This is a genomic window from Cutibacterium nasicola (genome assembly GCF_051303185.1).
GTDB lineage: Bacteria > Actinomycetota > Actinomycetes > Propionibacteriales > Propionibacteriaceae > Cutibacterium.
Window position 1 is genome coordinate 368,925 of sequence record NZ_JBPPGE010000003.1, and the last position, 13,265, is coordinate 382,189.

Here is a 13,265-nt window from a genome sequence, read left to right on the forward strand (position 1 = left end):
ATGAAGTTCAAGACTGCTCACAAGGTCCTCGCGACGGCGGTCGTCGCGTCGATGGCTGCCACCGGTTTGGCGGGCTGCAACCGCGACGGCGGATCCGGATCGGCCGCCACCGGGACGGTCGTGCTGGCCGTCTCCACCCAGACCAACCCCTTCTTCGTCCAGCTGGTTGACGGCGCCGAGAAGGAGGCCAAGGCCAAGGGGGTCAACCTCCAGGTCCAGGATGCCTCCGACGACGCCGCCACCCAGGCCAACCAGCTCGCCAATGCGGTGTCCACTGCGGCCAAGGTCGTCATCGTCAACCCGACCGACTCCGACGCCGTCGCCCCCTCAGTCAAGGCCCTCAACAAGGCCAGGATTCCGGTCATCACTGTCGACCGCAGCTCCTCCAGCGGTGACGTCGCCTCTTTCATCGCCTCTGACAACGTGGCTGGTGGTGCCGAGGCTGCCAAGGAGCTCGCCAAGATCATGGGCGACAAGGGCGAGATCATCCACCTGCAGGGGACCCCGGGAGCCTCGGCATCCCGCGACCGTGGCAAGGGATTCACCGAGGAGATCGCCAAACACCCGTCCATCAAGGTGGTCGCCAAGCAGACCGCCAACTTCGACCGCTCCAAGGCCCTCGACGTGACGACCAATCTCATGCAGGCACACCCGAAGGCGGCTGGCATCTTCGCCGAGAATGACGAGATGGCCATCGGCGCCATCTCCGCTCTGGGATCGAAGGCTGGCAAGGGCGTCAAGATCGTCGGCTTCGACGGCACTGCTGACGGCATCAAGGCCGTCAAGACTGGAACCCTGGGAGCGACGATCGCCCAGCAGCCCGCTCTGCTTGGCAAGGCCGCGGTGGACCAGGCCGCCGACATTCTGGCCGGCAAGACGGTTTCCAAGACCACCCCGATCAAGGTTGTGCTGGTGACCAAGGACAACGCGAAGGACTACGAATGAGCGATGAGTGTGTGACATCTTCCGGCAAGGTTGCCGTCGTGGGGTCGATCAACACCGACATGAGGGTCGGTGTGGAGAGGTTCCCAGGACCTGGGGAGACCCTGGCCGGGGGAGAGGCCACCCTGACCCCCGGCGGCAAGGGGGCCAACCAGGCCCTCGCGGCGGCGCGTTGCGGAGCCCAGGTGGAGATGGTCGGTGCCGTCGGGAATGATCCGACCGCACGGACGGCCCTCTCCCTGCTCTCGGAGTGCGTCGGCCTTGACGGTGTGGAGCATCGAGACATCCTGACGGGGACCGCCGTCGTCATGGTGGCTGATTCCGGGGAGAACTCGATCATCGTCATCGCGGCTGCCAATGGGACGGTTGATGGCCAGAGCGTGCGTGCTCAGGCCGAGAGGGTGGAGGGCGCTGACGTCGTGGTCTGCCAGGGCGAGATCCCGCGCGACGGGATCGCCGCGGCGGCCCGCTGCGCCAAGAGGTTCGTGTTCAACCTGGCTCCGGTCATTGACGTGGACCCAGAGGTCATCCGGATGTCCGATCCACTGGTGGTCAATGAGCACGAGGCTGCCCTTGTCGCTGCCGCGCTGGGGTCGACGACACCTCGCCTCGAGGAGGATCCTGATGCCGCCCTGCGTGAGTTGTTGAACCTTGGGTGTCGCAGCGTCGTCATCACCCTGGGATCGGCCGGATGCATTGTCGGCGGACCGGAAGGCTTCGACTCCGTGCCGGCAACGAGCACTGTTGCTGTCGATACGGTCGGTGCGGGTGACGCCTCCGTCGGTGCCTTGGCCGCTGAGCTGGCTCGCGGCCATAGCCTTCTCGAAGGTTGCCGTTTTGCCACTGCGGTGGCGACGGCGACGGTGACCAGACGAGGGGCACAGACCTCCTACCCCAGCGTTGGGGAGATCGAGAGCCTTCGTCAGGGGGATCAAGCATGAGGAAGAGCGGATTGCTCAACCCTCAGTTGTGTGCGGCGGTGGCCAGGTTGGGGCATACCCAGACCTTCGTCGTCGCGGATGCCGGGTTACCGATTCCTGCGGACGTTCCGGTGATTGATCTGGCCCTGGTGCTGGGAACTCCGAGGTTCCAGGAGGTTTTCGACGCCATCCTGGATGAGGTCGCCGTCGAGGGGGCCACGATCGCCACCGAAGCTGTCGGCCACGAGCCGGAGGAGTGGGTGAGGAATCGGATCGACGAGGTCAGAGCCGTCAGTCACGAAGACCTGAAGAAGGCACTTCCGAGTGTCTCCTTCGTGGTGCGAACCGGTGAGACGACTCCGTACTCCAACGTCATCGTTCATTGTGGAGTGGCGTTCTGAGTGGAGCATGACACCTCGATCGGATGCCGATTTGCCCTGAACGGTAAGTATCCATTAGGGTCCTTATTCGCGGCCGGTAAACCGGTCGAGGTTCGGGCCTATAGCTCAGTCGGTTAGAGCGCCGCCCTGATAAGGCGGAGGTCACTGGTTCAAGTCCAGTTAGGCCCACGACACAAAACCCCTTGATGACAAGGGGTTTTGTTGCGTCTAGATGGCGTCTCACTGGCGCTGTGCGCCATGCTTGTCCGCAGTGGAGGCCTTTTGGGTCGGTAGCTCGCTGTGTGTGAGGAGGGGCCATGCCCCTGACCAGTGGGATCCGGACGAGGGAGCCGTACCCGGGCAGCGACAAGGCGGCCTGGAAAAGGTGGTTGTTGTCATGGCATGGCTGAGTCTTGTGGTGCTCGGTTCCTTGGGGCCGTCTGAATGACGGTAATGGGTCGATCCGAAGGATTCACCAAACCCGTCCCGAGCGTCGTTGTCGGGTGTGCCGTGAGCATGCTCGGCGTGGCGATGGCACTGAAGTCCGTACGTGTAGGGACGGCCTGTGCCGTGTGGGTTGGAACGAGGCCGTTGTCACGGTCGTGTACGCGATGATCATCGGCGTTGAGCCGGGCTGGGTGGTCAGGGTTCTGCTGCTGGGCGGGATCGTCGGGTGCGTCATTGGTCTCACGCTCGTGGAGTGACGTAGGTGTCCATGTTGTCGCCCACGCACGAGACAAGTAGTGCGGTGCGGATCGATGACTCCGCACCGCACTGTTCCTGTCACATCGTCAGGGCTTGACGGCGGCAGCTACAGCCTTGTGGACGTCGTTTGCCTCCCCGGAAAGGATGCGGGCCACGGTGTGCAGCAGTGGGACCGTCTTCTCGTCCGCACCAAGTTGATCGGCGAATCGAACGGCCAGCGGAGCTGCCGGGTACCCCTCGACGGTCTGTTCGAGCTCATTCATGGTCGCCAAGGCGTCATCGGGGTGTTCCCCCTTGCCGAGGCGAACGCCGTACAGCTTGTTTCGGCCGGACAGACCGGTGACCTCGAGGTCTCCCACCCCGGCGAGGCCGTAGGGAGTCTCAGCATGACCACCGGCATGGTCGACGAGGATGGACATCTCCCGGACGGCCTGGGCAAAGGTCGCTGCCTTGAGGTTGTGACGCGGGATGCCGCTCGCCTCCCCCAGACCGTCAGCGATGCCCAGGGCAATGGCATAGACGTTCTTGAGGGCAGCACACAGCTCGACGCCGACCTCGTCGTCACTGGGACGAATGCCGTAGGTGGCGGTGGACGCATCAGCTGCCAGTCCCTTGGCGATGTCGAAGTCGGTGCAGGCGAAGGTCGTCGCCGTCACCTCTCCGGCAGCGCACTCATTGGCCTTGACAGGTCCACCGATGGCGACGATCGGGGGAAGGGAGACCCCCTTGTCAGCTGCGATGGCACGAATGGCGTCGGGCAGCAGTGTGATGCGTCCTTCGGGATTGGTCCAGAAGCCCTTGGCCGTCAGGCACAGAGCCCGCAGATCTCCGAGGTGTTCCAGCACCATCTCGGTGACATGCGGCAGGCCGTCAGACGTCACGGCGATGTCGATGACCTCAGAGTCCGCGAGGGCCGCCGCGAGCTCGTCGCAGCGATATGTCTTGATTCCCGGTGCTGCCTCGACCTTGATGCGGGGATGGGACTCACCCTTCTCGATGCAGTCGAGCAGGTGGTCGTCCAACCATGTCCCCCACAGATGCACCTCCCAACCCGATTCGATGAGGGGTTTGCACAGCGCGGTGCCCATGGCTCCTGCGCCCAGAACGGTGAAAATTGACATGTTGCATCCTTCCTGTGTTCGCTGTCGATCACGAGGCGGACGGTGTCGCGAAGGATGTCAGATCTGGCACCTTCAACCCCACCGTAGTCTTGCCCCTCCTCAGCACGACAGCTTGGGTGACTCGGGCTTGGTGCTGGGGTATCTGTTGGCCAAGGTGTGGAGGTCCTCGAAGACCTCCTGAAGCTGCGGGTAGAGACGATGCTGGAGTTCGGCGATGTCCTCGTACTGCTCGTGCAGGGACATGTCGGGCTCGGTGGTGTCGCCGAAGTGAGCCATCGCCGTGGCGGAGACGGCGACGTCATGGCTGCCATGTGCCTCGATACCGGCCATGGCGAGCACAGCGGCACCCAGCGCAGAAATCTCGTCCTCGACGCATGTCGTGATGGGCACACCGGCGGTGTCGGCCATGATCTGACGCCACAGCGTGGAACGAGTTCCGCCTCCCATGGCACGCAAGGTCGTGATGCGGACGCCCGTCTGTTTCTCGATGCAGTCCAGGTTGAAGCGCATCTCGAATCCGATGGATTCGAGGATGGAGCGATACATGTGTGCACGGGAATGAGTCCCGCGCCAACCTACCACGGCTCCACGGGCGACCGGATCCCAGTACGGAGACTGCACGGCATTCCAGTAGGGGAGGGTGATGAGGCCCTCACAGCCAGGAGGGATGGTGCTGGCAGCCGCCTCGAGCTCGGGATCTGGCTCACCCAGGAGACGTGGATCACCGAGCGCCTCGCGGAACCACCCGGCCAGGTAGGAGCCGGACGACTGCAGAACCTCGAAGACGTACTCACCAGGAATTCCGGACACCAGGGTCCGTACCGCGGAGTCGTACCTGTAGGTGGGGGATTCGACGCCAGCGTTCACGGCGGTGCCGAGGTTGAGGTAGGCGATGTCGGGAGTGATTGCGGCGGCGCCGATGCCGGCTGCCTGACCGTCGCCAAGCCCCGCTATGACCGGGATCGTACCGTCAAGTCCCCAGTCCGCGACAAGCTCGGGGCGTAGATTGCCAATGACATCAGCAGGTGGGACGAGTTCGGCCATCTGGTCGCGACGGACACCGGCGACCTCGAGGAGTTCGTCGGCCCACGTGCGCGATTCGATGTCGAACAGACCAAGGGAGTCGGCGGACGCCTCCGACGTGGCCCACCTCCCGGTGAGGTTGAAGCAGATGTAGCCGCCGACGTCGATGACCTTGTCGGCCGGGGCGAAGGCGTCCGGTTCGTATTGCTTGAGCCATGCCATCTTGTAGATGGCAGGTGTGACGCCTGCCGGTTTTCCGGACAACTGGTGGACGCGATCAGTGCCGTAGGTGCGAATTTGCTCGGTGGCGCGGCCATCCAACCACAGAATGCCGTTGCGCAGTGGTGTGCCGTCTGCCTTGAACGGGGCGAAGGACTCTCGCTGCTGTGTCACGCCAATAGCGCGGACACGGGATCGATCTGCAGGACTGAGACCAGAAATGACCTCGCTGATCGTGTCGCGCGAGGTTTCCCACCAGCGGATGGGATTGTGCTCGTACTGATCCATTGCAGGGGTGTGCAACTGGATGGGACGCTTGGCGGTGTCCAGCACATTTCCGTCGACATCGACGACGATGGCCTTCGTGGAGGTCGTTGATGAATCGATGGCGACGACAAGGGGCCCGTCAGTGCTCTTGTTGTTCATTCTTCAGCCTTTCCAAAAACAACTGCAACGACGAAGTCGTCTTGGTGATCCCGATCACATGCCGAAACAATCAGGATCGAATGTGAATACAGCGCGACGTCATGAGCGACACAAGCTCATTCTTTTGTCGTGGCATGATGTCGCGCTGCACAATCTGGTATGAGATTCAGCGCCAGCTGTCGTCAGGCAGCTTCGGCATCAGAAGGTATCATCGCCCTGACGAGGGAAACGATCTCTTCTGGTTCGGTAGCGCTCCTGATCGTTTTCATGAGATCGCCATCCTGAATGGATTTAACGATGTTCTGAAGCATGCTCAGATGATCGTCCGCATTCGACAAAGCCATGAGAATGACGACGGACACTGGAACCTCATCCTCTTCTGATCCTCCCATCTGACCGAAGAGAACCGGTGTACGCAAGGTCGTGACAGCCAGGGCATCTCTCGTGACATACAGAGGATCTGTATGCGGGATGGCTACGCCGCCACTGACAGGCAGGCCGGTTGGGTAGTCCTTCTCTCGTTTCAAGAGGGCTTCCAAGAATCCTGGCCTGGTTACCCCGGACTCATCCAGCTGGTCAGCCATGGTTGTCAGGACGTGATCACGGTCGGTGGCGTCGATATTTATGCTTGTGAGCTTGGTGTTCAGAAGTACACTCATATTGTTACTGCTTTCACAGGCTCGGAAATAGCCGCGGGGATACTGTGCTCCGTCAGATCAGAACATCCGGTGGATGAGCGAGATGATGACGTTGGGAAGGTTGTAACCGAAGAATGCATCAGTCACAGAGCCGGAAACCTGAACGCCGGTGGCGTGCATCATCGCAGTAGCCTCTGGCGCGAAGAAACTGGCACCCCACTCAACAAAGAACATGTAGATCGTTCCAATGACGAGAGAGCGGAACATGTTTCCGTTGCATGCCAGACAGATCATCGGCATCATGTAGACGATCACGGTGAGCATCCCGACCGGGAAGTAGTTCATTCCAGGAATGATGAATGCGAAGGCAATGCACAGCGGGATCATGAGAACGGTGATGGTGATGGCTGCCGGGTCACCGAGTGCCAGAGCGACATCCATGCCGATGTTGAGCTCGCGTTCACTGCCATCCTTGTTCTTCCCGAGGTGGTGCTTCATGAAGGCCTTCGCACCTTCACCGACCGTCGACAGACCCTCCATCATGACCGAGACCATTCGAGGCAGGAGCACCAGAACGGCGGCGATTCCCATACCCATGATGAGGACGCCCTGCCAGGGCTGACGGGTCATGAGTCCTAGGAATACACCAACGATGAGACCGATGAAGGCGGTGTCGCCGAAGAATCCGAGCTTGTCGCCGACATTCTCCATGGAGATGTCGATCTTACGAACTCCGGGAATTTTGTCGATGACCCAGTTCAATGCGATTGCGATGGGCCATGCCGATGTGATGTAGGAAAGAGTCGAACATGTTGTTCCTGTGAGACCATAGTATTCCTGCCACTTTGGTGCGACATGCTGAGCCACGATGAGATCAATGACCGAAAGCACCAAGACGACACCCAGTCCTATCCAGGCGTTGTTCGTCAGTGCATAGGCCAGCGTCCCGGGGACCAGGAAATGAATGAAGTTCCAGATGTCGACGTTGAGTACGTTCGTCATCTTCGCGAGGATCATGACAACGTTTATGAGGACGACAAGGAGGATGGCGGGAGCGGCAAACGGTACTCCGAATGATGCCGCACCAACTGCTGCCCAGCCGACATCAACCGTCGTGAATCCACCGCCCATGTGCCGGTAGTAATCCACTGCCGGCTGCACGGACGTCATCAGGAATCCGATGACCAGGGACAGGCCGGAGAATCCGATACCGATCATCAGACCGGCCTTGAGGGACTTACCGAAAGGCATCCTGAAGATCAGGCAGAGGATCAGCATGACGATCGGCAGGATGACCACGGCGCCGATGTCAAGAATATCCTTGATGATTGACATGATAAAATGCTCCTAGAAGATCATTTCTGGTTCAAGACATCTCGACACGTGGAGATGATTTCTTCTGCCACCGCGTCTTGGTTGATACCGGAAATGAGACCGAACACTTGAATGACGGGCTTGTTCAACGGCTTGCCGTAGCGGGTCGTCAACATGATGACATCGACTCCGTCCTGGAGAGTCGGCAGCTGTCCCACAGTCCCTTTGGTGATCTTTGCGGGTATTTTGGCGTCTCGCAGGATTTCCTTGACCTTTTCCTGAGCGACCGTAGACGTGGCGATTCCTGAGCCACATGCGATGAGAACTTTGACTTCACTTGTCATGGTGTTCACCTTCCTTTTCATGGGGTACGAGGACCACCTTCAGGGCCTCGCCGGTACGGGTGAGTTCGATAGCTTCGTTGATCTGACTCAGTGGCACAACGTTGCTGATGACCTGTTCGGCGGGGAACTTGTCGTCAATGGCGAGTTCGAATGCCTTTTGGACCTGAACACTGGTTGCCCCATAGTGGCCGTAGATCCACATGCCCTTGTAATGGACGGAATTGGAATCAAGGCTGACACAGGTCCCCTTGGGGACACCACCGAAGAAGACAGCGGTTCCTCCGGGGCGAGTCATCTCGACGGCTTGTTGCTGGCCAAGAGCGGTCGGGTTTGCTGAGATGGCCTTGTCTGCGCCCAATCCGTGCGTGAGCTCACGGACAGCGCCGATCGGATCAACATCGCTGGAGTCAATGATCTCGTCGACTCCGAAATCCAGCCCGCGCGTCAGACGGTTCTTGTTGATGTCGATCAGGATGATCCGCGATGCCCCGCGCAGCTTGCTCAGGATGGACAGGAAAATGCCAACGGGGCCAGCTCCGAGGATCGCGACGGTGTCCCCGAGCTTGACGTTGATGTTCTCAACACACGAATACGCCGACGACAGGGGCTCGGCCAGGCTGGCACGAACCGGTGAGATTCCCTCGGGTACCCGGAACGTTGCACCGCGCTCGACACGCTTACTCGTGTACGAAACGTACTCTGCGAAACCGCCGGGGCGGTCCACGTAGTGTTCGACGTCAGTGCACAGGTTGCTGTGTCCCGAACGGCAGTACTCGCATTTCAGACAGTGTGCTTCGGGGTAGACGTAGATCCTGTCGCCAGTCTTGTACCCGGCCACGTCATCGGCCGTCTCGCACACCGTCCCCACGACCTCGTGTCCGTAGATGAAGGGATAGTCGCCCTTCCGGGAATCCGTCGTGAGATTGCGAACGTCTGAACCACACAGTCCCACGGCATCGACCCTCAGAATGAATCCTCCGGGAGGGCACGTGGGCTTCGGTACCTCTTCGACACGAATGTCGCCAGGTCCATACATTAGTGCAGCGTTCATCATCTCGGCCATTGAGTAACCTCCTGTCTTCGCCGCGGTGCGATGTGGTTGCCGTTTTGTCCTCGGCACTGGGTCAGCGATGACCCTTCCTGGACGACAATGATGGTTGAGGCCGACGAGCATTTCATGCCCCATCGGTTCCAGGAGTGCGGATCAGATTCGTTGCCGTCCAGGGGGAAACGCTTCGTTGCCAGTGCCGAGGCAAAACCCGAATTCCACCGCACAAGGATCTATGACATGATGTGTCGTTCCAGTGATGATACGTCGATGTCAGGTGTGTTCTGTTGATTCGTTTTTCACAGCGGCAGGCTCTGTTGCTGCAGCTGCTCAGCGAGGTCGATCACTCCATCAAAGGGACCGACCTCGCGGGGCTCCTTGGTGTCAGTACGAGGACGCTCAGATACGATATTGCGCGGATCAATGGGATCAGTCGGGAAAATATTATTGAATCAACGACGAACGGATATTCGGTGGAGCAATCCGTGTACACCGAGGTCGTTGCAAGGAATTCAGAGTTTTCAACTCAGCTCGAGCATCACGAACGGATACTCCTGTATCTGCTCGACACTCCCGACACCACGATCTATGACGTCATGCGTGATTGCTATCTCAGCGAGTCTGTCATAAAAGCATCGCTGAAACGTTTGAAGCCACAGTTCGAAGATCATTCGTTGCACCTGTCGGTGAAGGGTTCAGAGATTCAGCTGGATGGCGACGAAGTTCATTTCCGAAATTTCTTGGGAAGCCTCGTGAATACGGCCATGGACGCTGTTGTCGGCCAGAATGACAAGGTGGCCAGGTATCTGCCAGATGTCAGACTGGGTGATATCGAGAACTTGGTCGTCGAAACGTTGTGTGATCACTACCTGGAAATTGATGACATACGACTCAGCAACATGGTCGTGAACATCGCAATATGCGTACAACGGTACAGTTTTCCGATCGAGGACGACGCGGCGACGGATCTGGTGATGAGTAACCAATCTGAGATGTTGTGCGATCAGTTTCTGGTTGGATTGCGGAAGTTGTACCCTGATCGCCCACTGTCATCCGCTGATGACGCCTACTTGAGGTCAATCATTGGAGCGACCCTCGGACTTGGGCATGGCGAACCCGATCATCACTCTGATTCCTGTGACATTTGCTCGACAGTGAGCAGGTGCCTGGATGACACGGTTGAACACTTCGGGTTGGTCATCGCGAAGGAAGAGCTGTACGGCAGTGTTTCGAAACATGTTGAACGACTCATGGCTCACGCTCCTTCAATGCCCTATTTTCGCAATACTCTGCGTGAGTCATTGAGATCACGGTCACCATTCCTTTATGACGCCGCCGTGTACTTGGCTGACAAGCTTTCGAGGCTGTTGGGAATTTTCTTCACCGATGACGAGATCGGGCTTTTGGCCGTCTACATAGGACTGTATTCTGAACCTGCGCCGAATCCGAGTTTGGTTACAGCAGTGGTGGTCTGTCCTCGTTACCGGGCACTCCGTGATCTTCTATTGACCGGACTGGTCGACCATTTCGCGGATCGGATGAGAATTGTGGACATCGTCTCATCTGTCGCGGAAGCAGATACCTGCGATTGCGACATCGTGATATCGACGACTGAGGAACCATCGCACCGTCATACCTGTGTTCCCATCAGTGCGTTGATGTCGGATCTCGATCTGTCGGCGATTGATTCTGCACTCTTGAGGGCTAGTGAGAAGAAGTCGCGGATTGCCACTGCAAGCGCGATGAAACGTTTTCTCGATCCTACATTGTTCTTCACTGGAAGATCCTTCGACTCATGGCGTGAAACTCTCGACTTCATGTGTGAGGCGATGGAGGGGAATGGTATTGTTCCCGACACCTTCAGGGAAAGTGTTTTTCTGAGGGAAGGGTACTCATCCACGGTCTTCTTCCGGAGGTTCGCGGTCCCACACGCGATGGACTTCTTGGCGTATGAGACCAAGATTGCGATCCTCATACCGTCAACTCCGATCGACTGGGAAACGTCAGATGTTAGCTTGGTTCTCCTGCTTGCCATCAATGAGGGGGACTATGATGATTTCGTGAGGTTCTATCAGCCGTTGATTCGTGTCCTCTACGATCAGGAATTGTTCACAGAATTACGGTCAATTTCGTCGTATCATGAATTCATGAAATTTCTCGACAAGCAAATATCCATGTGAGGTCTCCGGGGCCGTCGCCTTCGTTCCGGTCATCACGTCCGGCCGGCACCGACCCCACCATCACCGGTACCGCCGGCATGTCCCTCGGCCTGCTGCGCGACGTCATCCTGCGGGACACCCTACCCGAGACGAAAGGCAAGAATTGCACCACCACGAGCTCGCCTGATCAGCCGTTGGAATGGGCAAAGGCGCGCCTTCCCGGGCAGGTGCGCTCCGTGGCACCTGACTTGTTGCATTGGCTTAGTGCCCCGCATCGGACTCGATCGCGTTGATGATGGCGCGGGCCTCGGGTGTGGTCTGGGGCTTGATGGTGTGAAGCGAGCCGTTGATCTCCAGGGTCGCTGAGCGTAGTGGGGCGAGGGTATGGACGATCCGTTTGACCGACAGGCCGGTGACCTGTCGTAGGTAACGCGAGACTGCCAGGGCGGCGAATGCCGTGGTCAGGTGGGCCTCGATGGAGTCAGAGAGCCGGTGGAAGATGGGCCGGGCCCGCAGGTCGGACTTGGCCATGCGGAAGGAGTCCTCGACGTGCCAGAGGTCGTGGTAGGCCCCGATCACCTGGACCGGAGTCATCACCGATACTGGAATATTGGTCACGTATCCCTTCAACCCGACCAGTTGGCGGGCCCGGTCGATCGCCTTGTGATCCAAGGACAAGCCGTTCGCCGATGCGCTGACGAACCGTGGCTTGCGGGCCGGTCTGTCACCGTCGACCACGGCTTTGGCGCGGTTCTCCTGAGCCGTCAATGTGGCCGAGTCCCGCACGGCCCGTTTGCGGGAGTACTGCCAGACCGCCCGCCAGCTATCGGTGGACCCGGCTGGATCCCAGACCGGCTCGGCCCGTCTGCTGCGAGGGTGGCAGGTCTTCCTCCTCACTGTGCGGGGTGTGATCGTGTCGATGATCTGCCCGTCATCGAAGGCCGTGCCGTTCCAGTGGAAATGGCCGGCCAGGTCGCTGGGGGCCTTTACCGACCGGGATCCCACGATGAACCGCAGACCCGCACCGTCCAGGGCCTCCAGATTGGAGGCCGACAGCATGCCGGCGTCTGCGACCACCACCATGTCGGCGATCTCGTGGGCCGACCGGTAGGCCTCAACAATCGGGATCAGGGTCGTGGTCTCGGCCTTGTTGCCGGGAAAACAGCCAATCTGGAGGGGAAAGCCCCAGCGGTCCACGAGGAGCCCGACCACGATCTGGGGATCAACCCGGCGTTCCTTCGAATAGCCGACCTTGCGCAGACTGTCCTCGTTCTCAGCCTCGAAGTACAGGGTGGTCACGTCATAGAGCACCAGAGTCACCTCCCCGCCACCGGCCGAGTACCGGTGGCAGGCATCAGTGATCACGGCACGGTAGTCGCGGTCCTGGGCACGAGCCAGGTGCCGGTAGATCGTGGTGTGATGCGGCAGGTCCTGACCCAAACCGGTCAGGACCCGCCCGACAGCCAGTTTCGAGGTGGGTTCGACGATCCGGGCCACAACGACCTGCTCGAACACCTGATCGGCAACCGCGTCGAATCCCAGGCGGCGATAGGCCCTGTCCAGCACAGACCACAACAGGTCCGAGGCCGTCGAGACGACCTGCGCAGGCCTGGCAAGCGCTGAACTCTCATGGCGTCCAGAGTCCTCACCGGTCAACCTGTCCTGGACCACGGGCTCGGTGAACGACTCCTCGACCGCAACCGGGATCTCCACGCCCAGGTCCAAGGGCTCCTGGCCGCTCAACTGCTCGATCCTGGCCCAGGCAGTGGTCTTGAGTACCGCCAGTTCCTCGTCACTGTGAGCCGAGCCCACATACTCCACGATGATGCGCCTGCCCCGTCGCTTCTCAGCGATCTGGACCGCCACCGCACCCGAACCCGTGCGGACCGTCCGGACATAGGTCATGACCCCCACAATACGGGCCCCCAGGACCGTCTTAGTGCCCCAAAACAGCCACGATCGAACACGAAACCCCTAGCCAGACCAACACACCCGACCGAACCCCGAAAAACTGCATCAAGTCAGG

The 13,265-nt window shown here is 59.6% G+C and carries 12 protein-coding genes, 1 tRNA gene and 1 riboswitch; of the genes, 6 read left to right on the forward strand and 7 right to left on the reverse strand.

Translation table 11 applies throughout. The features are described from left to right. The 5 genes from ACSJJT_RS07370 to ACSJJT_RS07390 all read left to right on the forward strand — a co-directional run bounded on the left by ACSJJT_RS07370 (nt 1) and on the right by ACSJJT_RS07390 (nt 2,857). Nucleotides 1-945: a D-ribose ABC transporter substrate-binding protein gene (locus ACSJJT_RS07370; protein ID WP_435917662.1), complete on the forward strand. Its 945-nt coding sequence runs from the start codon at nt 1-3 to the stop codon at nt 943-945. After that, nucleotides 942-1,883 (forward strand): ribokinase, encoded by a 942-nt coding sequence (locus ACSJJT_RS07375; RefSeq protein WP_435917663.1) that lies wholly within the window; start codon nt 942-944, stop codon nt 1,881-1,883. The genes ACSJJT_RS07370 and ACSJJT_RS07375 overlap by 4 nt, the downstream gene beginning before the upstream one ends. Next, nucleotides 1,880-2,263: a D-ribose pyranase gene (gene rbsD / locus ACSJJT_RS07380; protein WP_435917664.1), complete on the forward strand. Its 384-nt coding sequence runs from the start codon at nt 1,880-1,882 to the stop codon at nt 2,261-2,263. Before ACSJJT_RS07375 ends, rbsD begins: the two co-directional genes overlap by 4 nt. A gap of 94 nt (nt 2,264-2,357) precedes the next feature. Continuing rightward, nucleotides 2,358-2,431, forward strand: a tRNA-Ile gene (locus ACSJJT_RS07385). A 126-nt stretch (nt 2,432-2,557) separates the two neighbouring features. Beyond that, nucleotides 2,558-2,623: riboswitch (guanidine-III (ykkC-III) riboswitch) on the forward strand. A 72-nt stretch (nt 2,624-2,695) separates the two neighbouring features. Next, nucleotides 2,696-2,857, forward strand: coding sequence for a DMT family transporter (locus ACSJJT_RS07390; protein WP_435917665.1), 162 nt, complete (start codon nt 2,696-2,698; stop codon nt 2,855-2,857). A gap of 176 nt (nt 2,858-3,033) precedes the next feature. Here ACSJJT_RS07390 and ACSJJT_RS07395 read toward each other — a convergent pair whose 3' ends face one another. The 6 genes from ACSJJT_RS07395 to ACSJJT_RS07420 all read right to left on the reverse strand — a co-directional run bounded on the left by ACSJJT_RS07395 (nt 3,034) and on the right by ACSJJT_RS07420 (nt 9,095). Further along, nucleotides 3,034-4,068 carry an NAD(P)H-dependent glycerol-3-phosphate dehydrogenase gene (locus ACSJJT_RS07395; RefSeq protein ID WP_435917666.1) on the reverse strand — a complete coding sequence of 345 codons (1,035 nt, stop codon included), beginning with the start codon at nt 4,066-4,068 and terminating at the stop codon, nt 3,034-3,036. Nucleotides 4,069-4,167: 99 nt separating this feature from the next. Further along, entirely contained in the window at nt 4,168-5,697 is a 1,530-nt protein-coding gene (locus ACSJJT_RS07400; RefSeq protein ID WP_435917714.1) for a xylulokinase, read from the reverse strand. A 221-nt stretch (nt 5,698-5,918) separates the two neighbouring features. Further along, a complete protein-coding gene (locus ACSJJT_RS07405) occupies nt 5,919-6,395 on the reverse strand; it encodes a PTS sugar transporter subunit IIA (RefSeq protein WP_435917667.1) in 477 nt (158 codons plus the stop codon). A 57-nt stretch (nt 6,396-6,452) separates the two neighbouring features. Next, entirely contained in the window at nt 6,453-7,709 is a 1,257-nt protein-coding gene (locus ACSJJT_RS07410; RefSeq protein WP_435917668.1) for a PTS transporter subunit IIC, read from the reverse strand. Nucleotides 7,710-7,729: 20 nt separating this feature from the next. After that, a complete protein-coding gene (locus tag ACSJJT_RS07415; protein ID WP_435917669.1) occupies nt 7,730-8,032 on the reverse strand; it encodes a PTS sugar transporter subunit IIB in 303 nt (100 codons plus the stop codon). Continuing rightward, nucleotides 8,022-9,095, reverse strand: a complete 1,074-nt coding sequence (locus ACSJJT_RS07420; RefSeq protein ID WP_435917670.1) for an alcohol dehydrogenase catalytic domain-containing protein — start codon at nt 9,093-9,095, stop codon at nt 8,022-8,024. Before ACSJJT_RS07420 ends, ACSJJT_RS07415 begins: the two co-directional genes overlap by 11 nt. 272 nt (nt 9,096-9,367) lie before the next feature. Here ACSJJT_RS07420 and ACSJJT_RS07425 point away from each other — a divergent pair, with 272 nt between their 5' ends. Then, the gene (locus ACSJJT_RS07425; RefSeq protein WP_435917671.1) at nt 9,368-11,260 is read left to right on the forward strand and encodes a BglG family transcription antiterminator; all 1,893 of its coding nucleotides are present in this window, start codon (nt 9,368-9,370) and stop codon (nt 11,258-11,260) included. Nucleotides 11,261-11,500: 240 nt separating this feature from the next. Here ACSJJT_RS07425 and ACSJJT_RS07430 read toward each other — a convergent pair whose 3' ends face one another. After that, entirely contained in the window at nt 11,501-13,144 is a 1,644-nt protein-coding gene (locus ACSJJT_RS07430; protein WP_435917672.1) for an IS1634 family transposase, read from the reverse strand. Nucleotides 13,145-13,265: the final 121 nt, after the last annotated feature.